This is a genomic window from Acidovorax sp. SUPP950 (assembly GCF_030158935.1).
GTDB lineage: Bacteria > Pseudomonadota > Gammaproteobacteria > Burkholderiales > Burkholderiaceae_C > Paracidovorax.
In genome coordinates, this window is record NZ_BQXE01000001.1 from 1,419,177 (window position 1) to 1,441,286 (window position 22,110).

24 protein-coding genes are annotated in these 22,110 nt (G+C 68.1%); 15 read left to right on the top strand and 9 right to left on the bottom strand.

Annotation, left to right across the window (positions count from 1 at the left end; all coding sequences use genetic code 11):
- Positions 1-24 precede the first annotated feature (24 nt).
- The 6 genes from AVME950_RS06505 to AVME950_RS06530 all read right to left on the bottom strand — a co-directional run bounded on the left by AVME950_RS06505 (position 25) and on the right by AVME950_RS06530 (position 3,705).
- Positions 25-717: a 4'-phosphopantetheinyl transferase family protein gene (locus tag AVME950_RS06505; RefSeq protein ID WP_284429183.1), complete on the bottom strand. Its 693-nt coding sequence runs from the start codon at positions 715-717 to the stop codon at positions 25-27.
- Complete coding sequence (locus tag AVME950_RS06510; RefSeq protein WP_284429184.1) at positions 695-1,438, bottom strand: thioesterase II family protein; 744 nt, start codon at positions 1,436-1,438, stop codon at positions 695-697. Before AVME950_RS06510 ends, AVME950_RS06505 begins: the two co-directional genes overlap by 23 nt.
- Positions 1,438-1,686: an MbtH family protein gene (locus AVME950_RS06515; protein WP_284429185.1), complete on the bottom strand. Its 249-nt coding sequence runs from the start codon at positions 1,684-1,686 to the stop codon at positions 1,438-1,440. Before AVME950_RS06515 ends, AVME950_RS06510 begins: the two co-directional genes overlap by 1 nt.
- A 228-nt stretch (positions 1,687-1,914) precedes the next feature.
- Positions 1,915-2,154: a DUF4880 domain-containing protein gene (locus AVME950_RS06520; RefSeq protein ID WP_284429186.1), complete on the bottom strand. Its 240-nt coding sequence runs from the start codon at positions 2,152-2,154 to the stop codon at positions 1,915-1,917.
- Between the two features lie 155 nt (positions 2,155-2,309).
- Complete coding sequence (locus tag AVME950_RS06525) at positions 2,310-2,834, bottom strand: sigma-70 family RNA polymerase sigma factor (RefSeq protein ID WP_272548815.1); 525 nt, start codon at positions 2,832-2,834, stop codon at positions 2,310-2,312.
- Between the two features lie 535 nt (positions 2,835-3,369).
- A complete protein-coding gene (locus AVME950_RS06530) occupies positions 3,370-3,705 on the bottom strand; it encodes a DUF6172 family protein (RefSeq protein ID WP_284429187.1) in 336 nt (111 codons plus the stop codon).
- Between the two features lie 241 nt (positions 3,706-3,946).
- Here AVME950_RS06530 and AVME950_RS06535 point away from each other — a divergent pair, with 241 nt between their 5' ends.
- The 10 genes from AVME950_RS06535 to AVME950_RS06580 all read left to right on the top strand — a co-directional run bounded on the left by AVME950_RS06535 (position 3,947) and on the right by AVME950_RS06580 (position 13,840).
- Complete coding sequence (locus AVME950_RS06535) at positions 3,947-4,912, top strand: ferritin-like domain-containing protein (RefSeq protein ID WP_284429188.1); 966 nt, start codon at positions 3,947-3,949, stop codon at positions 4,910-4,912.
- A gap of 78 nt (positions 4,913-4,990) precedes the next feature.
- The gene (locus AVME950_RS06540) at positions 4,991-5,911 is read left to right on the top strand and encodes a ZIP family metal transporter (RefSeq protein WP_284429189.1); all 921 of its coding nucleotides are present in this window, start codon (positions 4,991-4,993) and stop codon (positions 5,909-5,911) included.
- Positions 5,912-6,021: 110 nt separating this feature from the next.
- A complete protein-coding gene (locus AVME950_RS06545; RefSeq protein ID WP_284429190.1) occupies positions 6,022-6,609 on the top strand; it encodes a GbsR/MarR family transcriptional regulator in 588 nt (195 codons plus the stop codon).
- Between the two features lie 6 nt (positions 6,610-6,615).
- Positions 6,616-7,983 (top strand): cytochrome ubiquinol oxidase subunit I, encoded by a 1,368-nt coding sequence (locus AVME950_RS06550; RefSeq protein WP_284429191.1) that lies wholly within the window; start codon positions 6,616-6,618, stop codon positions 7,981-7,983.
- A 16-nt stretch (positions 7,984-7,999) separates the two neighbouring features.
- Entirely contained in the window at positions 8,000-9,001 is a 1,002-nt protein-coding gene (locus AVME950_RS06555; protein ID WP_502869382.1) for a cytochrome d ubiquinol oxidase subunit II, read from the top strand.
- A gap of 119 nt (positions 9,002-9,120) precedes the next feature.
- Positions 9,121-10,758, top strand: coding sequence for a histidine kinase famiy protein (locus AVME950_RS06560; protein WP_284429193.1), 1,638 nt, complete (start codon positions 9,121-9,123; stop codon positions 10,756-10,758).
- A gap of 118 nt (positions 10,759-10,876) precedes the next feature.
- Entirely contained in the window at positions 10,877-11,920 is a 1,044-nt protein-coding gene (locus AVME950_RS06565; protein ID WP_284429194.1) for an SAM-dependent methyltransferase, read from the top strand.
- A 10-nt stretch (positions 11,921-11,930) separates the two neighbouring features.
- Positions 11,931-12,737, top strand: coding sequence for a DUF1295 domain-containing protein (locus tag AVME950_RS06570; protein WP_284429195.1), 807 nt, complete (start codon positions 11,931-11,933; stop codon positions 12,735-12,737).
- Complete coding sequence (locus tag AVME950_RS06575; protein ID WP_284429196.1) at positions 12,734-13,399, top strand: DUF6134 family protein; 666 nt, start codon at positions 12,734-12,736, stop codon at positions 13,397-13,399. The genes AVME950_RS06570 and AVME950_RS06575 overlap by 4 nt, the downstream gene beginning before the upstream one ends.
- A 21-nt stretch (positions 13,400-13,420) precedes the next feature.
- Positions 13,421-13,840, top strand: a complete 420-nt coding sequence (locus tag AVME950_RS06580; protein ID WP_284429197.1) for a DUF2177 family protein — start codon at positions 13,421-13,423, stop codon at positions 13,838-13,840.
- Positions 13,841-13,880: 40 nt separating this feature from the next.
- Here the strand turns inward: AVME950_RS06580 and AVME950_RS06585 are convergent, their stop codons facing one another.
- Positions 13,881-14,546 carry a ChrR family anti-sigma-E factor gene (locus tag AVME950_RS06585; protein WP_284429198.1) on the bottom strand — a complete coding sequence of 222 codons (666 nt, stop codon included), beginning with the start codon at positions 14,544-14,546 and terminating at the stop codon, positions 13,881-13,883.
- The gene (locus AVME950_RS06590) at positions 14,543-15,085 is read right to left on the bottom strand and encodes a sigma-70 family RNA polymerase sigma factor (protein ID WP_284429199.1); all 543 of its coding nucleotides are present in this window, start codon (positions 15,083-15,085) and stop codon (positions 14,543-14,545) included. The genes AVME950_RS06585 and AVME950_RS06590 overlap by 4 nt, the downstream gene beginning before the upstream one ends.
- 233 nt (positions 15,086-15,318) lie before the next feature.
- Here AVME950_RS06590 and AVME950_RS06595 point away from each other — a divergent pair, with 233 nt between their 5' ends.
- The 5 genes from AVME950_RS06595 (at position 15,319) to AVME950_RS06615 (ending at position 20,779) form a co-directional block, all read left to right on the top strand.
- Entirely contained in the window at positions 15,319-16,713 is a 1,395-nt protein-coding gene (locus AVME950_RS06595) for an NAD(P)/FAD-dependent oxidoreductase (protein ID WP_284429200.1), read from the top strand.
- The gene (locus AVME950_RS06600; RefSeq protein WP_284429201.1) at positions 16,710-17,504 is read left to right on the top strand and encodes a DUF1365 domain-containing protein; all 795 of its coding nucleotides are present in this window, start codon (positions 16,710-16,712) and stop codon (positions 17,502-17,504) included. The genes AVME950_RS06595 and AVME950_RS06600 overlap by 4 nt, the downstream gene beginning before the upstream one ends.
- Positions 17,501-18,802, top strand: a complete 1,302-nt coding sequence (locus AVME950_RS06605) for an SAM-dependent methyltransferase (protein WP_284429202.1) — start codon at positions 17,501-17,503, stop codon at positions 18,800-18,802. Before AVME950_RS06600 ends, AVME950_RS06605 begins: the two co-directional genes overlap by 4 nt.
- Positions 18,803-18,853: 51 nt before the next feature.
- A complete protein-coding gene (locus tag AVME950_RS06610; protein WP_284429203.1) occupies positions 18,854-20,320 on the top strand; it encodes an SPOR domain-containing protein in 1,467 nt (488 codons plus the stop codon).
- A 126-nt stretch (positions 20,321-20,446) separates the two neighbouring features.
- A complete protein-coding gene (locus AVME950_RS06615) occupies positions 20,447-20,779 on the top strand; it encodes an I78 family peptidase inhibitor (protein WP_284429204.1) in 333 nt (110 codons plus the stop codon).
- Between the two features lie 64 nt (positions 20,780-20,843).
- Here AVME950_RS06615 and hemW read toward each other — a convergent pair whose 3' ends face one another.
- Positions 20,844-22,100, bottom strand: coding sequence for a radical SAM family heme chaperone HemW (hemW, locus tag AVME950_RS06620; RefSeq protein ID WP_284429205.1), 1,257 nt, complete (start codon positions 22,098-22,100; stop codon positions 20,844-20,846).
- Positions 22,101-22,110 lie beyond the last annotated feature (10 nt).

The following is a 22,110-nucleotide window of genomic DNA, read 5'->3' on the forward strand; positions in this document are numbered from 1 at the left end:
GCGGATGCGGTAGACCTCGGCCCACTAACCGGGAGCCGGCACCTTGCTGCGCCATGCCAGCGCCGCCATGTAGCCCGGCGGCGCTGAAAGCGCCATGGCCTCCAGCCCAGACCATTGCGGCACAGTGCTTTCCACTGACCACCGGCCTTCCCGGTCGGGATGAATGCCTACGCAGCGCAAGTGCTCGGCAATGCCCACGCCGATGGCCTTGAGCACCGCTTCCTTGCCCACCCAGCACTGGTACAGGGCGTGCTGCGGATCGGTCGCCCAGGTCACCGCGACACGCTCCCGATCGGTCAGAACGGTCTGCGCCAGGGAGTCGATATCCAGCCCTTCGCGGCATTGCTCGATGTCGATGCCCACGGCACTGACGGCGCCCGGGTCCGCCACGGCGATCAGCGCATGGCCTCCGGAGTGCGACACGTTGAACAGCGGTACTTCGCCACCTTTTTCAATGAACGGCTTGCCATGGGCATCCTGCGCCAGCGGCACCTCGGCGGGTCCGCAGCCCAGGCGGCCGGCCAGCAAGCGCCGGGTGGCCGCGCGGGTCTCCGCAAAGCGCAGGCGATCCGCCGCCCGCAGGAACCGGCCGGCGCGTGCGCGCTCCGCCGGACTCAGGACGTCCAGATGCAGTGCTTCATCGCTTTCCAGATCGAAGTCGAGGCGGTAGCCCTCGATGCCCATCGGCATCGGCTCAGGCAAGCGCTGCAGCGGCATGCGCACCTCCCGCTGTGGTCTGCGCCAGGCGGCGCACGAGTGACTCCAGGAAGGGGCCTTCCTGTTGCCGCAGGAAGAAGTGCCCGCCTTCGAACCAGTCGAGCGTGCACGCCGCGCTCGACTCCGCTGACCATGCCTGCATGCTCGCTGGATCGATGCGGTCCTGCCGGCCCGCAAACACATGCAATGGCACGGACAAGACCCCTGGCTCGGTGTGGCGAAAGCTCTGGCACACCTGGTAGTCCGCCGCAAGCGCATCGAGCGTAAGGCGCATCAGTTCGGCACTTTCGAAGACCTCCTCCGGTGTGCCGCCCTGCTCCCGCAAATCGGCGATCAGGGCGGCATCGTTGTCCTTGCCCGCGAACCGATTCGGGTCACGCATCGAGGGAGCCGAACTCCCCGACAGCAGCAGCGCCTGCGGCATCGGCCCACCCCGCTGCTTCTGGCGGCGCGCCATGCCATAGGCCAGCAGGGCGCCCATGCTGTGGCCGAACACCACATAGCGACCCTGCATCGCCTGTGACTGCTCGGAGCACAACTGCGACACCAGCGTATCGAAGTCTGGGACGAAGCCCTCGGCCAGGCGCGCACCGCGGCCCGGCAGCTCCACGGGAACGACCCGCAGCCACTGCGGCAGCAGGCGCCTCCACCGCAGATACATCGCGGCGCTGGCGCCCGCACAGGGCAGGCAGAGCAGATCGATGCGGGATTCGACGGGCATCAGCCGCCCACGGAAGAAGACACCGAAGCCGCCTGCCCCTCCATCCACTCGCGCAGCGACCGGGGGCGCATGTCCGTCCAGACCTGCTCGACATGGGCCAGCACGGCTTTCTTGTCGCCCTGCACGCCCGGCACGGCCGACCAGCCGCTCGGAATGGCTTTCCAGTGCGGCCAGATCGAGTACTGGTCTTCTTCGTTGACCAGAACAATGAAGGTCTCGTCGTCGCGGTCGAGGCAGCTGGTTGACATGGATACGTCCTTGGGCAGTTGAGAGGGATGGCTGCACAGCGCAGTCCGACAAGGACGCGCCATGCGCTTCTGCTCAACTAGACGCAGCAGGGACGAATCTGTTCACGGGATGGTGCGCGACGCAGCGCATGCGGCGCACCATCCGACCCGCAAGAATGCGCGCGACGAAAGGAATTCTGGCAGGGCAAGGGTGGCTGCACGACGCTGGCAGCCAGACAGGCAGGCAGGTCAGTCCTGCATCCTGGGCTGGACTTGCGCCAAAGCGTGCTCCTCCAGATCGCCCATGGGTGCCGTCAGGCCGGCCAGCAGCCAGAGCCGCGCCGCCTTGTCGTAGGCCTTGCGGTGCGCCTCGTCGGCCGCCAGCCAGTGCATCATCGCCGCGCGGGCAGCCGGGTCGAAATTCTCTCGGTCGTACTCGCGCTGTACCCAGTCCCACGCCACGGCCCAATGGGGGTCGGCTTGTGTCATGCCTCAAACTCGCTCGCGCCGCGGCGCATCGGTGGCCAACCGACCGGATGCGGATGCACCGGCCCTGGCTGACGGCCACCTTACCGCAAGTGGGCCTCGCCGGGCAAAGCGCTTTTTCGGAAAGTACGGAGTTCGATGGCGCCGTGGCGAGCGTTTCAATCGTCCGTGAGCAGGTGGTGCAGGGCGGCAATGGCCTGGGTGGCCTCGGCGATCAGCCGGTTGACCAGCCCCAGCGCGCAGCCCAGCGAAATGGCGATGTCGCGCTGCGTCATGCCATCGAGCCGGTACAGCTGGAATGCCACGCGGGTTCTCGTGGGCAGGTCCGCCAACGCCTTTTCGATCAGGCCCACCAGCTGCCGGTCGCGCATGAGGCGGTCGGGCGACCCGGGCCCGGCCACCTCCAGGGCTTCGACATCCATGCCGGAGGCAACGCAGTTGCGCTCCACGGCCTGCCGCCGGCAATGGTCGAGCGCCAGATTGCGCACCACCTGGCAGCAGTAGCCGATGGGCTGGTCGATCTTGCGTTCGCTCGCACCGCCGACGATGCGCAGATAGGCGTCCTGCACGATGTCATCCGCCAGATCCATCGTGCGAACGATCTTGTGCGCCACGCGCAAAAGCTGCGCCCGGTTGGCCACGAACACCTCTCCGAGCGATGGCCCGGACGAATGCAAAGACATGTACAGCACCTCCCAGTGAACTGAATAAATCGCCATGGTCCGGGGCGGCCGGCTGCCGGCTGCCTTCGCCCCTGGCCCGGCAGGTCGCCCGCCTACAGCGCTCCCCGCTGCCATCCAGCGCCAAAAGAGCAAGCGGTTATTTCATGGACTATTTCATCGATCATCCATGAAATGTTAATGAGAATTATTATTAATTGGTGACAGAAAGAAACCGCGAATCCGCGGTGAATGACCTTACCCATGAAGACGTGCGAGCGCGAAAGATGAAGACAGGGACGAGGCGCCACGCACGCGTCCTGCTGCATGGCCTCGGTCAGAAAATGCTGCAAACCGCCACAGCGGCGCGGGGATCGCCTCCGATCCCGGGCCCTCGGAAGGCGGGTGACGCCTTCCACAGAGCCAGGGCCGGGAGCGCTCATTTCAGATATTTGCTATTGAATTCATAGCAACAACGGCAAACAATCCGCCGGCATGAGCGGCTTTTGACTGCCATGACTGCCAATGGCAGCCAGCGGACCTTCTCCGCTGCTTCGGCCTACCCCTGCGCGCCCTCGTCGTCCCCTTCGTCGTCCGGGGCGGCACGCCGCTCGTGCACGGCCTTCACGGCCGGGCGTGCCAGCACCTCCACATAGAAGGCATCCGCCCCGTCCGCCGCCGCAGCGCCCACGCGATCGATCAGGTCGGCCAGCGGCACGGTTTCCGCGGAATCCTTCGTCAGGCCGAAGCGGCAGTCGAAGTCCCAGTAGTTCGATCCGGCGGGCAGATCGCGCTTGCGTTCGCGGCGCAGGTACTGGCGGATTTCATGCTTGACGGCATCCAGAACACGGTCGCGCTGCTTGTTGGGGGAAATGAGGGTGAAGTTTTTTCGCATGGGCGATGGTAGCCCCAGCGGGCCATCCGCCATGCCGCGCCACTGCATGGATGACGTGCAAAAAAACTTGAATCCGTTGCAGCCCCAGCCCCGTACCCCCACCACAGGAAGACGGCGGAGGCGATCCATGGCATGCAGTGCCGGGCATCGGCCGGCCCCGCTTTCCTGCCTCTCCGGCAACGGCTCCCTGCCGCTGGACCGACATGTGACCTTCGTGCTCCGCACACCACCAGGAACCACCATGATCGACATCCCTGCATCGCCCCTTGAAATCCTGCAACGCCGCTCCGACAAGCTCAAAGAGCGTCGCATGTTCTTTCGCAAGACCGGGGGCTTTGCCGCCGGCATGGCGGGAGGCGCCATCCTGACCGCGTGCGGCGGCGGATCGGGCCCGGCCATCGGCGCCGACGCCCCCACCGACCCGGAGATTCTCAACTTCGCGCTGAACCTGGAATACCTGGAGGCGCAGTTCTACCTCTACGCCACGACCGGCGCCGGTTTGCCCGATGCGCAGACCACTGGCACAGGCACGCGCGGCACCGTGATCGGCGGCACCAAGGTGCCCTTCTCCGACCCGGTGGTGGCCGCCTACGCCAAGGAGATCGCCGCCGACGAACTGGCCCATGTGAACTTCCTGCGGGCCGCCCTGGGATCGTCTGCCGTCGCCATGCCGTCGATCGACGTGGGCGGCACCGACCCGAACGGTGCCTTCTCCAAGGCGGCACAGGCCTCCGGGCTGATCCCGGCCGGGACGGCCTTCAATCCCTACAAGGACGATCTGAGCTTTCTGCTGGGCGCCTTCATCTTCGAGGACGTGGGCGTCACGGCCTACAAGGGCGCCGCGCCGCTGATCCAGAACAAGACCTACCTGGAGGCCGCTGCCGGCATCCTGGCCGCCGAGGCCTACCACGCGGGCCTGGTGCGCACGGTGCTGTATTCGAAGGGCATCGATGCCCAGGCGGCGGCGGGCAAGATTTCCGACGCGCGCGACACCCTGGACAACTCCAAGGACCTGGATCAGGGGATCGCACCCGACGCCAGCGGGGCATCGAACATCGTTCCGCTGGACGCCAACGGCATCGCCTACAGCCGCTCTCCGGACGACGTGCTCAACATCGTCTATCTCACGCCCAACGCAGCCAGCCAGGGCGGGTTCTTCCCGGCCGGCGTGAATGGCAGCCTGCGGCTGAGCAGCGTGTACATGTAGCCGCCCGAAGGCACCGCCGCGGCGTCGTGCCGCCGTGGTCTCCGCCCACCCCCGCCCATCCTTGCAGGAGTCCTTGCCATGCCATTGCATTCCCATGATCCGGCAAGCCATGCCGAAGTGCCCGCGCATCACGCCCTGTCCTGGCGCCAATGGCTGGGGCTGGGCATCGTGGCCGCGGGCCTGGCCATCCTCTCGGCACAGGCCATGGGTGGCCTGGTCAGCGGAGACGACCGGCTGCGCGGCGCCCTGCTGGGCGGGCTGATGGCGGCTGCAGCAACGGCGCTGGGCACGCTGCCTGTGCTGCTGTCGCAGAAGTTCTCGCAACGCACGCACGACACCATGCTCGGCTTCGGCGCCGGGGTCATGCTCGCGGCCAGCGCGTTCTCCCTCGTCATTCCCGCCCTGGCCGCGGCGAAGTCCCAGGGCGCCGGGCCGTGGGGGGCGGGCGGCATCGTGGGCGCGGGCATCCTGGGCGGGGCCCTGTTGTTGCTGCTGATCGATCGCGCCGTGCCGCACGAGCATTTCGTGAAAGGGCTGGAAGGCCCGCAGGCCCGTGCCATCAAGCGCGCCTGGCTCTTCGTGCTCGCCATCACGCTGCACAACCTGCCCGAGGGCCTGGCCATCGGGGTCGCTTTCGCCGGCCCGGATGGCGTGGGTGCCAAGGCGCTGGCCGCGGGCATCTCCATCCAGGACGTTCCCGAGGGCATGGTGGTGGCGCTGGCCCTGCGCGGCGTGGGCTACGGCCGCTGGATGTCCGCGGGCCTGGGCGTGGTGTCCGGCCTGATCGAGCCGGTGGCGGCCGTCATGGGTGTGGCACTGATCGGCCTGTCGGCCAGCCTGCTGCCCTGGGGGCTCGCCGCGGCCGCGGGCGCCATGCTGTACGTCATCAGCCACGAGATCATTCCGGAATCCCACCGCAAGGGGCATGAGGCTTTCGCCACGGGAGGGCTGATGCTGGGCTTCGTGGTGATGATGCTGCTCGATACCGCCCTGGGATGAACGGCCCATCCCGGCCTTGCAGCGCTTTCCATCGATGAATCGACCCCGATGTACTTGTTGAATTTTCAGTAAATCCTGAAAACTCAGTAAACCTGAAGCACAATCGCGGCATGACACAGATCAAGCCGCTCCCCTCCCTGAATCGACAATTCGTGGCCCATTTCGGCGAAATGGGCAGCCGCTGGGGCATCAACCGCACCGTCGGGCAGATCTACGCCCTGCTCTACCTGTCGCCCCGCCCCGTCAATGCGGATGAAATCGCCGAGACGCTGGAGTTCTCGCGCTCGAACGTGAGCATGGGCCTGAAGGAACTGCAGGCCTGGCGGCTCGTCCAGTTGCGCCACCAGCCGGGTGACCGGCGCGAGTACTTCGAAGCGCCGCAGGACGTCTGGCAGATCTTCCGCACCCTGGCCGAAGAGCGCCGGCGCCGCGAGATCGAGCCCACGCTGTCCATGCTGCGCATGGCCCTGCTGGAAGAGCCCGCGTCCGAGGACGAACGCCACGCGCAGCAGCGCATGCAGGAAATGCACGACCTCATCGACCGCCTGATGACCTGGTTCGATGACGTGCAGCGCCTCGCACCCGAGACCGCGATGCAACTCATGGGCATGGGCACTGCCGTCACGCGGGTGCTGGAGTTCAAGGACCGGCTCACCGGCAAGGGCGGCACCGTCAAGCAGGGCGGAAAGGACCGGTAGATCGCCATGGACACCTTCATGCTCTCGCGGATCCAGTTCGCGGCCAACATCAGCTTTCACATCCTGTTTCCCACCATCAACATCGCGCTGTGCTGGTTCCTGGTGTACTTCCGGCTGCGCCACCGGGCCGCCGCCGGCACCCCGGCCGCGCAGGGCTGGGAGCAGGCCTACTACTTCTGGACCAAGGTCTTCGCGCTGACCTTCGCCCTCGGCGTGGTGTCGGGGGTGACCATGAGCTTTCAGTTCGGCACCAACTGGCCCGGCTTCATGGAGCGCGCCGGCAACATCGCGGGCCCGCTGCTGGGCTACGAGGTGTTCACCGCGTTCTTCCTGGAAGCGACTTTCCTGGGCATCATGCTGTTCGGCCGCCAGCACGTGAGCGACCGCGTGCACCTGATCGCCACCCTGCTCGTGGCCGGGGGCACCACCCTGTCGGCCTTCTGGATCCTGAGCCTCAACTCCTGGATGCAGACGCCTGCGGGCTTCGAGATCATCGACGGCAAGTTCCACGCGGTGGACTGGCTGGCCATTGTCTTCAACCCCTCTTTCCCCTACCGCCTGGGCCACAAGCTGCTGGCGTCCACGCTGACCGCCGGTTTCCTGCTGGCCGGCGTGAGCGCCTGGCAGCTGATCCGCGGCACGGCCACGCTCGGCACGCCCCTGGCGCTGCGCGCCGCCCTCGTCGCGGTGGCCGTGGCCATCCCCGCACAGATCCTGATGGGCGACATGCATGGCCTCAACACCTTGCAGCACCAGCCCGCCAAGATCGCCGCGATCGAAGGCATCTGGCACACCGAAAAGGGCGCGCCGCTCACGCTGTTCGGCTGGCCCAACGAGAAGGAGGGCCGCACCGACTACGCCGTGCAGATTCCCAAGGCCGCCAGCCTGATCCTGGCGCACGACAGCGAGGCCGAGCTCAAGGGCCTCGACGCATTCCAAGGCGCGCATCCGCCCGTCGCACCCGTGTTCTGGAGCTTTCGGTTGATGGTGGGCATGGGCATGCTCATGCTGGCGGTGGCATGGTGGGGCGCTTTCGCGCTGTGGCGCCGCCGAAAGGAGGCCTCTCCCGTGGCTTCGCTCCCGCGCGCCCTGCTGTTCACCCTGGTGGCCATGACCTTTTCGGGCTGGGTGGCCACGCTGGCCGGCTGGTATGTGACCGAGATCGGACGCCAGCCCTACCTGGTGTACGGCCTGCTGCGCGCCGCCGACACGGTGGCGCAGCACCCACCCTCCACCGTGGCGATGTCGCTCGCCGCCTATCTGGCGGTGTATGCCACGCTGCTGGTGAGCTATGTCGCCGTCATCAAGTACATGGCCGAACACGCCGCCATGCCCACGCCGGCGGTCCGCCCGCCGGCGCCGCAAGCCGTTTGAGGTGCCCGCCATGGAAATGACCCTTGCCAATGTTCTGCCCCTCGCCTTCATGGCGGTCATGGGCCTGGCCCTGCTGGCGTACGTGGTGCTGGACGGCTACGACCTGGGGGTGGGCATGCTGCTGCCCTTCGCCACCGATGGCGAAAAAGACACCATGGTCTCCAGCATCGGACCGTTCTGGGATGCCAACGAAACCTGGCTGGTGCTGGGCGTGGGCGTGCTGCTGGTGTGCTTTCCGATGGCCCACGGCGTGGTGCTTTCAGCGCTCTATGCGCCGGCCACGGTGATGCTGCTGGGGCTCATCCTGCGCGGTGTGGCGTTCGACTTCCGGGTGAAGGCGCGCGATGCCCACAAGACCGCCTGGAACCGCACCTTCGCCGCCGGCTCGCTGGTGACCACGCTCGCGCAGGGCTGGATGCTGGGCGCCTATGTAACCGGCTTCGCAGGTGGCCTGTGGCCCACGCTGTTCGCCGCCGGCATTGCCGCCACGCTGCCCGCGGCTTACTGCATGCTCGGTGCCGGCTGGCTGCTCATGAAGACCGAAGGAGACCTGCAGCGCAAGGCGCTGGCGTGGGGCCGTGCCGTGCTGTGGCCCATGGCACTGGCCCTCGCCGCCATTTCGCTGGCGACGCCCCTGGTCAGCCACACGGTGTTCGAGAAGTGGTTCGCGCTGCCCCAGCTCTTCGTGTTGCTGCCGATTCCCCTGGCCTGCGCCGCGGCGCTGTTCGCCATCCATCACGTGCTGCACACCCCGCGCATCGTGAACGCGGGCTACGGCTGGATCGTGTTCGTCGCCACCGTCGCGGTGTTTCTTCTCGCGTTCTTCGGGCTGGCATACAGCCTTTACCCCTACATCGTCATCGACCGCATCACGGTGTGGCAGGCGGCGAGCGCGCCAGAGTCGCTTGTGGTCGTGGCGGTGGGCGTGGGCATCACCCTGCCAGCCATCGTCGCCTACACCATTTTCATGTACCGGGTGTTCTGGGGCAAGGCGAAAGCGCTGACGTACGGGCTTTGAGCGCGCTCGCCTGCGGCCCCGGCTTTCATTCGAAAAGGCAGCGGCGGCGTGTGCGCCTACATCGGGCAGGCCGATCTGGCAGGCAGTGGCAAGGACGATTGCATTACGATTCCTGCAACATGAGCAGCAGCGAAAAGCCCCCCGTACCCGGCCCGTGGCAAGCCTACGTGGCCGAAGGCGCCCCCAGCGAAGTGTCCGACCACAAGGACGACATCTTCTTTGCGGCCATCGAAACCACCCGCATGCCCATGCTGGTGACCGACCCCCGCCAGCCCGACAACCCCATCGTGTTCTGCAACCGGGCTTTCGTGGCGATGACGGGCTACTCCGTTCAGGAAATCATGGGGCACAACTGCCGATTTCTGCAGGGCCCGGCCACCGACCGCAACACCGTCGCCGCCATCCGCGAAGCCATCGAGCAACGGCGCGAGATTTCGCTGGAACTGCTGAACTACCGCAAGGACGGCTCCTCGTTCTGGAACGCCCTCTTCATCTCCCCGGTCTACAACAGCCGGCGCGAACTGGTTTATTTCTTCGCCTCGCAGCTGGACGTGAGCCGACGCCGCGATGCGGAGGAAGCCCTCTCGCAGGCGCAGAAGATGGAGGCCCTGGGCCAACTCACCGGCGGCATCTCCCACGACTTCAACAACCTGCTTCAGGTGATGTCCGGGCACCTGGACGTCATGCGCGTCAAGAACCGCAACAACCGCCTGGGTCCGCAGGACATCGACCGCTCCATCGACAGCATCCGCAGTGCGGTGTCCAAGGCATCCACGCTGACCCAGCAGTTGCTGGCCTTCTCGCGCAAGCAAAAGCTCAAAGGGCGGGTGGTCAATCTCAACAGCCTCGCCCGGGGAATGGCCACCCTGGCCGAGCGCACGCTGGGCGATGCGATCGAGATGGAGTACGTGCTCGGCGAAGACCTGCCGAACTGCGAGCTGGACACGACGCAGCTCGAAGTGGCCGTGCTCAATCTGCTGCTGAATTCCCGCGATGCCATGCCCAACGGGGGCCGCATCCGCGTGGAAACCCAGGCCATCCACCTGGATGCTCAGGATGGCAACAACTTCTCCGGACTGCAGTCCGGCCGCTACGCCACCATCTCCGTGACGGACACCGGCGCCGGCATCCCGCCCGAAGTGGTGTCGCGCGTGATGGACCCCTTCTTCACCACCAAGGAAGAAGGAAAGGGCACGGGCCTGGGCCTGTCGATGGTGTACGGCTTCGCCAAGCAGTCGGGCGGTGCTGTCACCATCTATTCGGAAGTGGGCCTGGGCACCACGGTCCGCATGTATTTCCCTGCCGTACATGGCCGTCCCCACCCCGACCTGGCCGAATCGCTGGTCCCGAAGAATCGCGGAGGCAATGAAACCATCCTCGTGGTGGACGATCGGGTCGAGGTGGCCGAACTGGCCCAGGCCATGCTGGAAGGCCTGGGCTACACGGTGCACACGGCGCACAGCGCACATGCCGCGCTGAAACTGGTGCGGGCGATGCCACAGGACGCACTGCCGGATCTGCTCTTCACCGACGTGGTCATGCCCGGGGGATTGAACGGCTACGAACTCGCGCGCGAGATGCGCAAGACCGTGGCGGGCATCCACATCCTGCTCACCACGGGGTTCGACCGCGACATGGGCAGCTTGGCCAATGTCGCGCCGACGGAGTTCGAGATCCTGAAAAAACCCTACCGGCTGGCAGACCTGGCACGCAGCGTGCGCATGGTGCTGGACGGCGCCACCGGCACCCGGACCTGACCGCATGCACCCGGGCGCGCGATGCACTGAAATTTCGCGACGCCAGCAATCCAACGGCGACAGGCCTGCGTACAGGAAGCAGGCCGCACATTCCGATGCGGCATTCCAGGAGCCGCACATGCCGAAAAGCACCGCCAATGCCATTCGATGGGCCGAGCAAGGCATCGTGCCCGACCAGATGGTGCGCTACGGCATCCGCCGTCTTTTGAAAGAACGCCTGCAGGAAATGCGCAGCGGCGACGCCGCAGCCGCGGCAGAGCAGACGCAGGCGTTCGTGGACGCCATGCGCACGGCCGAACTGGCACCACTGCCCGACAAGGCCAACGAGCAGCATTACGAGGTGCCGGCCGAATTCTTCGGCGCGGTGCTCGGCCCGCATCGCAAGTACAGCAGCGGCTACTGGGGCGACGGAGCTGCCACCCTGGCGCAGGCAGAAGAAGCCGCGCTCCTTCGGACGTGCGAGCACGCCGGCCTGGCCGACGGGCAGCGCATTCTGGAGCTGGGCTGCGGCTGGGGGTCCCTCACGCTGTGGATGGCTCAGCGCTATCCCGCCAGCCGCATCACCGCGGTCTCCAATTCGCACTCGCAGCGCGCCTACATCAACGCCGAGGCGGCCAGGCGCGGTCTGTCCAACGTGCAGGTGATCACCTGCGATTTCAACCGCTTCGACATTGCGGACCGCTTCGACCGCATCGTTTCGGTGGAGATGTTCGAGCATCTGCGCAACTGGCCGCAGGCCTTTGCCAACGTGTCGCGCTGGCTCGCACCCGGTGGCCGTTTCTTCATGCATGTGTTCGCGCACCGCGAGGCGCCCTACCCGTTTGAGGAACGCGACGCGAGCGACTGGATGAGCAAGCATTTCTTCTCCGGTGGCATGATGCCCAGCGACGATCTGGCCCTGCACTGCCAGGACGATCTGCAGTTGCGGCGGCGCTGGCGTTGGGATGGCACGCATTACGAACGCACGGCCCGCGCCTGGCTGGACAACATGGATCTGCAACACGACGCGCTCATGCCACTGTTCCGCCGAACCTACGGAGAAGACGCGCCGGCATGGTGGAGCCGGTGGCGCCTGTTCTTCCTGTCGGTGGAAGAACTCTTCGGCTTTCACGGTGGGCAGCAATGGTGGGTGAGCCACTACCTGTTCGACCGTCGCAACTGATCGGATGGGCATGAACGCATCAGCCACCACCACCTGGGCCTTGTTCGGCCTCGCCTGGGCCCTGTCCGCGTCCGTTGCCACGTGGGTGGTGAGCCTTGCCCGCAAGGACGCCAGCCTGGCCGATCGGGCCTGGCCCATACTCATCGCCGGCTGCGGCGCCGTGTATGGGGCCTTGGCCCCGAGCCTTGGGGCCCGGGGCACCGCGTTGCTGCTGTTGTCGGGGATCTGGGGACTGCGGCTGTGCGTCTATATCACCGCACGCAATTGGGGGCACGGCGAAGACCACCGCTACCGCGCGATGCGCGAACGCAACCGCCCGAACTTCGCCTTCAAAAGCCTCTACCTCGTGTTCGGCCTGCAAGCCATGCTGGCCTGGATCGTCTCGGCGCCGTTGCTGGCAGGCCTGGCGGCATCGCCCCGCCCACTGGGCGCGATCGATGCGATCGGCATTGCCCTGGCCGGATTCGGCATCGTGTTCGAAGCGGTGGGCGATGCGCAGATGGCGCGCTTCAAATCCGATCCCGCCCATGCGGGGCAGGTCATGGACCGGGGACTGTGGCGGTTCACGCGCCACCCCAACTATTTCGGTGAGGCCTGCGTCTGGTGGGGCCTCTGGCTCGTGGCGCTCGCAGGTACGGGCTGGGCGGGCGTATGGACCATCGTGTCGCCCGCGCTCATGACGGTCCTGCTGCTGCGCGTGTCGGGCGTGGCACTGCTGGAAAAAGACATCGCCGAGCGCCGCCCGGCCTACCGCGAGTACATGCTGCGCACCAATGCCTTCATTCCGGGACCACCGCGCACCGGAGGCTCCCGATGACCGGCCGCCTGGCATCCCCCGGCCAGCAAACCGCCTGGTGCGTTGCCGCCGCCTTGCTGTGGACTGCTACGGCCATGCCTGCGGCCGCAGCGATGCCGGCGGCAAACGAGTGGAATTTCCAGGTGGCCCTGGATGGCACGCCGATCGGCGAACACCGCTTTCGACTGTCGGCGCCTGCGGCCCAGGAGCGCGTGCTGACCAGCGAAGCACGCTTTGCCGTCAAGCTGCTCGGCCTGGTCGTCTATCGCTACCGGCACGATGCCCGTGAACTCTGGCGCGATGGATGCCTTGAAGCCATCACCGCGGAGACGCAGGACGATGGCAAGGTCAACAAAGTGGACCTGCGCTTTCCCGCGCCGGGCAGCGCCACTCCGCCCGCCGAAGGCATGCCCGCGTGCACCTTGAGTTTTGCGTACTGGAACCCGGCCATCCTGAGCCAGACGCAGTTGCTCAATGCCCAGACGGGCAAGATCGATGCCGTGCAGGTGGTGCGGCAGGGCGAAGGCACCCTCGATGTGCGGGGCGAAACCGTGGCGGCAGTGCGCTGGCGAATCACCGGGTTGCCGCAGCCCATCGACCTCTGGTATGCCGCCGACGGCGCGTGGATCGGCCTCGACTCCACCGTGGGCAGCGGCCGCCGGCTCAGCTACCGATTGAAATAACCGACTCTCAGGAGAAAACCCATGATGATCCGCCCCTTTGCCGTCGCCTATGCCTCCACGGCCCTGGTCTTCCTGGCGCTCGACGCCGTGTGGCTCTCCACCATGGCCGACCGCCTTTACCGCCCCGCCATCGGGCACCTCATGCAGGACAAGTTTTCGGTGGCGCCCGCGGCGTTGTTCTACCTGATCTACGTCGCCGGCGTGGTCGTGATGGCGGTGTTGCCTGCGGTGGAGCAGCGCAGCTGGACATCGGCCCTGGGCATGGGCGCCCTGCTGGGGTTGATCGCCTATGCCACCTACGACCTGACCAACCAGGCCACCTTGAAAGACTGGCCGTGGAGCGTGACGATCGCCGATATGTGCTGGGGCGCTTTCGTCACGGGCGCAGCCGCCACGGCAGCCTGCCTGGCGACCCTGCGCTGGGGCGGCCCGCTGCGCTGATTGATGGCCGCCACGCGCCCTGGACAGGGCGCGATCCCGCTCACATGCCGACGAGCGCGCCGGCCCAGCGCGCGATGGCGCCATCGAAAACCACCCGACCTTCGATGCCCGCCAGGCAGATGCATTCGCCGCCCGGCTCCACCACCGGCTGATGGTGCACCTGCCCATCGGCGCCGTCGAAATCTCCCGGGCCGAACCGCGCGCGCCCATCGTGGAAGGCGCCATGCAACACCTGGGTCCATTCCACCTCGCTGTGCGTGTGCTGCGGCAAACGCTTGCCCGCACCGATCCGCAGGAGCAGCACGTTGGCCTGGGCATCGTCCGGCAGGATCACGCGGCTCCAGCGCACGCCGGGACCGAGCCAGCGCCAGGGCGAAACCTGGCAGGCATCAAGCGCATCGGGCCAGAAGGCCCCTTGCGGCCAGGATCCGGGGCGCGTCGATGGCCGGCGGCCAGCGCCATGACCAGGACGATGCGCTACGCCGTCGATCACCGCCAGGGTGCTCGCCAACGCATCGGGCTGCAACGTGGCCGGGGCGATGCCGTCCAGCATGGCACCGCCGACCATTTCGAGTGTGCACAAGCGCTCGCGGCAGTGCGCGCACATGGCCACATGCGCCTGGATCAGCAGCGAGGCGGCCGCGGGCAGGTGCCCGGCGGCCTGGGCCAGCAGCACGTCGTCGGCGGGATGGTGTTGGATCGTCATGGCTCAAGGTGGCCGAGCAAGCGGCGCAAATGGTTCATCGCCAGGCGGACCCGCGACTTCACGGTGCCCAGCGGAATGCCCAGATCCTGCGCGATCCGGGCGTGGGGATGCTCTTCGAAGAAAGACAGCTGCAGCACCTGCGCCTGGTCGGGCGACAACTGCTGCAGGGCACGCCTTACTTCGCTCTCTTGCTGGGCGGCGTAGCAATGTTCGTCGGGCGCAGGCGCCGTGTCGGGGATCTGTTCGCCCTGGCCCTCGTCCTGCTCTAGCGCCAGATTGGAGCGGCGCCGGAAATAATCCACCCGCAGGTTGCGCGCAATCGTGAAAACCCAGGTGGACACGCCAGCGTGGGCCGGGTCGAACAGGTGCGCCTTGCGCCAGACGCTGACCAGCGCCTCCTGAGCGAGGTCTTCCGCCACGCTCTCCGGGGTTCCGAGGCGCATGAGGTAGGCCTTCACGCGCGGGGCGAAGTGCTTGAACAGCGCCGCGAACGCCTGCCGGTCGCCCTGGGACGCCACCGCCTGGACCAGGGCGCTCAACGCGTCTCCCGTCGGATGGGCTCCATGGGTGGGTGGCTGGGTCACGATCGACAAATAAGGAGGCCAGGATTTTCGAGGCCTGGAAGGCCGCTCTGCGGGCTGGCGGACGGTGGTCATGCTGCTCATACGCAACACCCGGCGGATTAGATCACGTCCATCTGGTGGAATCCAAACGCGCAGCCACTGCGTATACCCACACAATACTCCGCGAGGAGACTTCGAGGATGGACGCAATGACAATCCATGCGGCGCACGCGCCCGCATCGCCTGCCAAGGCCGCCCCGCCGGGACGGCCGCTGGATGTGGCCGTGATCGGCAGCGGCATTTCCGGCCTGTCGGCCGCGTGGCTGCTCGCCCAACGCCACCAGGTCACGCTGTTCGAGGCCGACCGCCGGCCCGGCGGCCACAGCCACACCGTGCACGTGCCCGGGCCGGGGGGCGAGATCGCCGTGGACACCGGGTTCATCGTCTACAACGAATCGGCCTATCCCAACCTGACGGCGCTGTTCGCGCACCTGCAGGTGGCCACGCTGGCCACCGACATGTCCTTCGGCGTGAGCCTGGATGGCGGCGCACTCGAGTACAGCGGCACGGGCTTTGGCGGCGTGTTCGCCCAGCGCAGCAATCTGCTGAGCCCGCGCTTCTGGTCGATGCTGCGCGATCTGGTTCGCTTTTACCGCCGGGCGCCCGCCGATGTCCGCCGACTGGGCGACCTCTCGCTCGATGCCTACCTCGACCAGCATGGCTATGGCCGGGCGTTCCGCGAGGACCACCTCTATCCCATGGCCGCCGCCATCTGGTCCACGCCCGCGGCGCGCATCGGCGAGTACCCCGTCCAGGCGTTCGTGCGCTTTTGCGAAAACCACCACCTGCTGAACCTCGGGCACCGCCCGGCCTGGCGCACCGTGCAAGGCGGCAGCCAGCGCTACGTGCAGAAGATCACGGAGGTTCTCGGGCAGGGGCTGCGGCTGGACAGCGCGGCCATCGAAGTGCGGCGCACCGCCGAGGGCGCCTACGTGCGCACGGGCGATGCGCAGGAATCGCGGCGTTTCGACCAGGTGGTCATCGCCACCCATGCCGACCAGGCCCTGCGCCTGCTGCCGGATGCGAGCCCGGCAGAGACCGACCTGCTCGGCGCCTTCGGCTACAGCCGCAACCGGGCCGTGCTGCACAACGACCCGGCCCTGATGCCCCGGCGCCGAGCGGTGTGGTCCAGCTGGAACTACGCTGCCGAGCGCGAACGCAGCGAGGCCCTCAGCGTGACCTACTGGATGAACCGCCTACAGCACATTCCGGACGCCACCCCGCTGTTCCTCACCCTCAACCCGACGCAGGAGCCGCACCCCCGCCACCTGCTGCACACGCAGACCTACGAGCACCCGATCTTCAACGGCGCCGCCATGCAGGCCCAGCGATCGCTCTGGTCGCTGCAGGGCCAGCGGCGCACCTGGTTCTGCGGCGCCTACTTCGGCTCCGGGTTCCACGAAGACGGGCTGCAGGCCGGCCTCGCCGTGGCGGAGGCCCTGGGCGGCGTGCGCCGGCCCTGGAGCGTTGACAACGAATCCGGCCGCATCCACCTGTCCGCAGTCTCTGCAGGAACTGCAGCGCACCCAGGGGCCGAGCGGTGACCGGCCAGTCCGCGCTCTATACCGGCCGCGTGATGCACCAGCGGCTCAGCCCGGCGCGGCACCGGCTGCAGTACCGCGTCTTTTCGCTGCTGATCGATCTGGACGAACTGGCAGGGCTCGACCGACGCCTGCGGTTGTTCTCCGTCAACCGCTTCAACCTGTTCAGCCTGCACGAGAAGGACTACGGCGGCGCCGAGGGCCTGCCGATGCGCCAGCATGTGGAGCAGCAACTGGCCCGGGCGGGGCTGGCGCCCGGCGGCCGCATCGAGCTGCTGACCATGCCGCGCATCCTGGGCTACGCCTTCAACCCGCTGACCGTGTACTTCTGCCACCGGCCCGACGGCGCGCTCCAGGCCCTGCTCTACGAGGTGAACAACACCTTCGGCGAGCGCCACAGCTACCTGATTGCCGTCCCCGAAGCCGAGCAGCACGCCACCCGCATCCGGCAGTCGTGCGACAAGGAATTCCATGTGTCGCCCTTTCTGGGGCTGTCGATGCGCTATGCCTTCGACATCTCCCTGCCCGCGGCGCAGCGCGACCACCTGGGCGTGGGCATCACGGCCAGCGATGCGAACGGACCCGTGCTGGTCGCGCGCTTCCATGCGCGCCGCCGGCCGCTCGACGACCGCGCCCTCGCCCGCACCTTCCTCACCCACCCGCTGCTCACGCTGAAAGTGATGGGCGCCATCCACTGGGAAGCACTGAAGCTCTGGATCAAAAGAGTGCCGCTGCACACCAAGCCGCCCGCGCCAGCCCTGCCCGTGACCATCATCAAAACCAAAGACCTATGACCCTCCCCACCCCCTCCACCGGACTTCCGACGGACGGCACGCATGCGGTCGCGTCGATGCCCCGCCGGGCCACCTGGCGGTCGCGGCCCTTGCAGCGCGTGCTGCGCCGCTTGCTGACCAACGTGCGCTGCGGCACCCTGACCGTGGAGCTGCCCGGCGGTGAACGCGCCGAGGGCCGCGGCACCGAGCCCGGGCCCCACGGCACCCTCGTGCTGCACCGCTGGCGCCCGCTGTGGCGCCTGGCCGTGGGCGGCGACCTGGGTCTGGCGGAGAGCTACCGCCAGGGTGAATGGTCCAGCCCCGACCTGGCCGCTCTGCTGGAGCTGGGCGTGCGCAACGAGGCCGGCTGGGGCCGCGCGCTGCAGGCCAGCCTGCCGGCGCGGCTGCTGGCGCGGCTGTTTCACCTGCGCCGCGCCAACACCCGCCGGGGCAGCCGCCAGAACATCTCGTTCCATTACGACATGGGCAACGATTTCTATGCCCAGTGGCTGGACCCGGACATGCTCTATTCCAGCGCCATCTACGCCACGGGCCAGGAATCGCTGGATCAGGCGCAGCAGGCCAAGCTGGCCCGCATCGCCACCCTGCTGGCGCCCCGGGCCGGCGAACGCGTGCTGGAGATCGGCTGCGGCTGGGGCGCCCTGGCCATTGCCCTGGCCCGCGACACCGGCGCATCGGTGACCGGCCTCACCCTGTCGTCCGAGCAGTTGCGCCACGCCCGCCAGCGCGTGCATGACGAGGCGCTCACCAAGCACATCGATCTGCGGCTGCAGGACTACCGCGACGTCGAAGGCCAGTTCGACCACATCGTCTCCATCGAAATGCTGGAGGCCGTGGGCGAGCGCTACTGGCCGGCCTATTTCGAAACGCTCAAAGAGCGGCTGCGCCCCGGCGGCCGGGCCGTGGTGCAGGTCATCACCATCGCGGACGCGCAGTTCGAACAGTACCGCAGCACCACCGACTTCATCCAGCGCTACATCTTTCCGGGCGGCATGCTGCCCTCGCCCTCCCGGCTGCGGCAAGCGCTGGCGAACGCGGGCCTGGCACTGCAGGCCGCGGAAACCTTCGGCCCCAGCTATGCGACCACCCTGGCCGAATGGCGCCACCGCTTCCTGAGCGCCTGGCCCACGATCGAGCCGCTGGGCTTCGATGCGCCGTTCCGGCGGCTGTGGGAGTACTACCTGTGCTATTGCGAAGCCGGCTTCAGCACCGGCCGGGTGGACGTGGGCCTGTACACCATCGTCCATGCCCCGCCGAGCGCCCCGGACACGCCTGGCGCATCGCACCGCCCCGGGTAAACCGCACGCGCCCAGCGCCCCACACGGCGGGGTGCGTGCCAGAATCTCGCCATGCTTGCCCACACGGCTTATTCGGCCCATGCCGCCCTCGTTCCGCGCCGCTCCGACGACACCACGATGGGAACGCTCTACCGCGCCGCGATCGGCCCGGTCAATGCCGACTACTACCTGCCCGCCTTCGAGCGGCTGGACACCGCGGGCCGCCCGCTGCCGCGCTGGAACTGGGCCGCGGCCCTGTGCACGCTGAACTGGCTGGTGTTCCGCCAGCTCTGGGGGGCCGCCCTCGTCTACGTGGCCGCCCTCGAAGGCGTGGCATTGCTGGTGTTCGCGCTGGGCCAGTACGTGGCGCAGTGGCCGCTGCCGGTGCTGTCGGGCGTGCTGCTCGCGCTTTTGCTGGCCGCCACCGTGGTGCCGGGGCTGTACGGCGACGCCATCTTTCATGCCGAGGTGCGCAAGCGCATCACCAAGGCGCTCTCGGCCTCGGCCACCTTGCCCCAGGCGGGCGAATGGCTCGCCCGCCGCGCGGCGACCCGGCGCCGGCTGGGGTGGATCGCCGCGGCCAACGTGGCGCTGGCGGTGGCCGCGCTGGCGCTGTACCTGCTGCTGCCTGCCGGGGCTTCTTTGGCTGGCCCCGCCTCCGGTAGCCCTCCTGCGGCAGCGCCCACGCCCGCCGCATCGGCCGTGCCAGCGACCGCCCCCGGGATGGCACCTGCCGCCAGGCCAGCGGCATCGAACGGGGCCAGCGGTGCCGTGCAGGCCGAAGCGCCGGCCACCGCCCCGCTCCCTGGCCCCACTCCCACCGAACCATTCGCAGCCGGGGCCAGTGCGCCCGCCGCGCCCGTCCCTGCGGCTTCGCTGCCGGCGAAAGCACAAGCCCCGCAAGCCACTCCGCGCGCGCCAGCGGCCTCCTCCGCAGCAGCCCCGTCCATAGCGGCTTCGGCATCTGCCGTCGCCTCCCAGGTCTCGGCAGAACCCACGCGGGCCACGGCGCTCAGCGCGTCCTCCCCCGTGCAGTCGCCCGCCGCCCGGCCCGCTCCATCCACGGCCTCCGTACCGGCCACCGTGCCAGCGCAGGCGGTAGCCGCGCCGGCACCAGCGTCGGCCCCGGCCACGGCGGCCTCGAAAGCCGCACCCGCCAGCCGTGCGGCTGCCGAACCGACCAAACCGCGCGCCTCCGCGCCCAAGCCCGCCGCGGCTCGGACGGCGACGGCCTCGGACAAAACCTCCACCCCAGCTGCGAGTGCATCCAGCGCGACCGCCGCGCCCGACCGCCGCCTGTACATCAACGTCGGCCTTTTTGCCGAACCCGCCAATGCGCGCCGCGCCCATGCCCGGCTGCGGGAGGCCGGGTTGCCAGCCACGTCGCAGCCCGTCACCACCTCGGGCGGGCAGAAGCTGCTGCGCGTGCGGGTGGGTCCGTTCGCGTCCGCGTCACAAGCCAACGCCGCGGCGGCCAAGGTGCGCGACCTGGGCCTGGATGCTTCCGCGGCGGCGCTCCCTGCGCCGGCGCGGAATTGACCCTTCGGCCCCCCTGGCCGCAGGGACGGCGCGGGGACCGCTGCCGCGTTACCACTGGTGACCCTGCCGCCAGCACCCTGCGCTAAGGTGTGCTCCTTTCATTCACCAACGACATCGCTTTCCACCATGTCCCAACGCTCCCTGACGGCCTTCGCTCTCATCGCCGCCGCCCTGCTGGCCGCCGGCTGCACCACCAACGCCCCCTGGGGCAGCGCCACGCCGGGCACCACCAGCAGCACGGGCGCGCCCGCGGGCGGCATCTGCAGCGGCCCGCCCGCACAGGTGGTGGTGGGCCAGAACAGCACGGCCAAGGTGGTGGAGGACGCCCGGGTGCGCTCGGGCGCGCAGATGGCCCGCGTGCTGCGCCCCGACCAGATCGTGACCAAGGAATTCGACGCCACCCGCCTGAACCTGCAGGTGGACGCCAACGGCCGCATCGTCGCGGCGCGCTGCGGCTGACGACCGGCACCCGGTCGGCTCGGCCGGTGGTGGCTGGCGGTCCAGGCGCCGGAGCGCTCGCCCGTCAGTCGGCCAGAAAGAGCGCCTGCAGGTCGCTCAGGAAATCGAAGCCCCGCTCGGTGGGGCGCACGCGCGCCATGTCGCGCTCGATCAGGCCCTTGCGCTCAGCCTCGTCCAGCGCCTTGGCAATCGCGGTCAATGGCAGGCCCGTGCGCGCCATGAAGTCCTGCAGCGCAAACCCCTCGCGCAGGCGCAGCGCGTTGAGCATGTATTCGAACGGCAGGTCGGCCCGGCGCACCTCGTCGTCCTGCGCCACCGCATGGCCTGCCAGCGCGTGATCCATGTACCGCCCCGGGTCCCGAAATCGCACCTGCCGCACCACGCGGTGCGCAAAGCTGATCTTGCTGTGCGCACCCGCGCCGATGCCCAGGTAGTCGCCGAATTGCCAGTAGTTGGTGTTGTGGAAGCAGCCGTGGCCCTCGCGCGCATAGGCCGAGATTTCATAGCGCTGCAGCCCGGCCTGCGCCGTCATCTCGGTGATGCGGTCCAGCATGGCGTAGGCCTGGTCATCCTCGGGCACCACGGGCGGGAACTTGGCGAACACCGTGTTGGGCTCGATGGTCAGGTGGTAGATCGAGATGTGCGGCGGCCCCAGCGCCAGCGCGGTGCGCATGTCCCGCTCCAGATCGGCGAGCGTCTGGCCCGGCAGGGCGTACATGATGTCGAGATTGAAGGTCTCGAACGACTGCGCCGCCTCTTCCACCGCGGCCATGGCCTGGGCACCGTCGTGCACCCGCCCCAGCGCCTTCAGGCAACGGTCGTCGAAGCTCTGCACGCCGATCGACAGCCGCGTCACCCCGGCCGCGCGGTATGCCCGAAAGCGGTCTTTCTCGAACGTGCCGGGATTGGCCTCCATCGTGATCTCGCAGTCCGCCTCCAGGCGCAGCCGCGCGCGCAGGCCGCCGATCAACTGGTCGATGGCGGCGGGCGAGAACAGGCTGGGCGTGCCACCGCCAATGAAGATGCTATGCACCGTCCGGCCCCAGATCAGCGGCAGCGCCGCCTCCAGGTCGGCCATCAAGGCGTCCAGGTAGCGCTGCTCGGGCAGGGCCTGCGCAACGCCACCATCGCGGTACTCATGCGAGTTGAAATCGCAGTAGGGGCACTTTTTCAGGCACCAGGGCAGGTGCACGTACAGCGACAGCGGCGGCAGCGTGCCCAGCTGCAGCACGCCCGGCCGCATGGAATGCTGCACGTCGCGCACGGGCGCCGGCGCGGCCTCGGCCGAGGCCTCGGGAACGATGGGAATGGAAAGGGACACGGCCAGGAAT

Coding starts and splice junctions, on each gene's coding strand:
- AVME950_RS06580 (WP_284429197.1), top strand. CDS start 13,421: ATGATGATCCGCCCCTTTGCCGTCGCCTATGCCTCCACGGCCCTGGTC.
- AVME950_RS06525 (WP_272548815.1), bottom strand. CDS start 2,834: ATGTCTTTGCATTCGTCCGGGCCATCGCTCGGAGAGGTGTTCGTGGCC.
- AVME950_RS06515 (WP_284429185.1), bottom strand. CDS start 1,686: ATGTCAACCAGCTGCCTCGACCGCGACGACGAGACCTTCATTGTTCTG.
- AVME950_RS06530 (WP_284429187.1), bottom strand. CDS start 3,705: ATGCGAAAAAACTTCACCCTCATTTCCCCCAACAAGCAGCGCGACCGT.
- AVME950_RS06570 (WP_284429195.1), top strand. CDS start 11,931: ATGAACGCATCAGCCACCACCACCTGGGCCTTGTTCGGCCTCGCCTGG.
- AVME950_RS06615 (WP_284429204.1), top strand. CDS start 20,447: ATGTCCCAACGCTCCCTGACGGCCTTCGCTCTCATCGCCGCCGCCCTG.
- AVME950_RS06520 (WP_284429186.1), bottom strand. CDS start 2,154: ATGACACAAGCCGACCCCCATTGGGCCGTGGCGTGGGACTGGGTACAG.
- AVME950_RS06560 (WP_284429193.1), top strand. CDS start 9,121: ATGAGCAGCAGCGAAAAGCCCCCCGTACCCGGCCCGTGGCAAGCCTAC.
- AVME950_RS06540 (WP_284429189.1), top strand. CDS start 4,991: ATGCCATTGCATTCCCATGATCCGGCAAGCCATGCCGAAGTGCCCGCG.
- AVME950_RS06575 (WP_284429196.1), top strand. CDS start 12,734: ATGACCGGCCGCCTGGCATCCCCCGGCCAGCAAACCGCCTGGTGCGTT.
- AVME950_RS06510 (WP_284429184.1), bottom strand. CDS start 1,438: ATGCCCGTCGAATCCCGCATCGATCTGCTCTGCCTGCCCTGTGCGGGC.
- AVME950_RS06545 (WP_284429190.1), top strand. CDS start 6,022: ATGACACAGATCAAGCCGCTCCCCTCCCTGAATCGACAATTCGTGGCC.
- AVME950_RS06585 (WP_284429198.1), bottom strand. CDS start 14,546: ATGACGATCCAACACCATCCCGCCGACGACGTGCTGCTGGCCCAGGCC.
- AVME950_RS06595 (WP_284429200.1), top strand. CDS start 15,319: ATGACAATCCATGCGGCGCACGCGCCCGCATCGCCTGCCAAGGCCGCC.
- AVME950_RS06550 (WP_284429191.1), top strand. CDS start 6,616: ATGGACACCTTCATGCTCTCGCGGATCCAGTTCGCGGCCAACATCAGC.
- AVME950_RS06605 (WP_284429202.1), top strand. CDS start 17,501: ATGACCCTCCCCACCCCCTCCACCGGACTTCCGACGGACGGCACGCAT.
- AVME950_RS06565 (WP_284429194.1), top strand. CDS start 10,877: ATGCCGAAAAGCACCGCCAATGCCATTCGATGGGCCGAGCAAGGCATC.
- AVME950_RS06555 (WP_502869382.1), top strand. CDS start 8,000: ATGACCCTTGCCAATGTTCTGCCCCTCGCCTTCATGGCGGTCATGGGC.
- AVME950_RS06535 (WP_284429188.1), top strand. CDS start 3,947: ATGATCGACATCCCTGCATCGCCCCTTGAAATCCTGCAACGCCGCTCC.
- AVME950_RS06610 (WP_284429203.1), top strand. CDS start 18,854: ATGCTTGCCCACACGGCTTATTCGGCCCATGCCGCCCTCGTTCCGCGC.
- AVME950_RS06505 (WP_284429183.1), bottom strand. CDS start 717: ATGCCGCTGCAGCGCTTGCCTGAGCCGATGCCGATGGGCATCGAGGGC.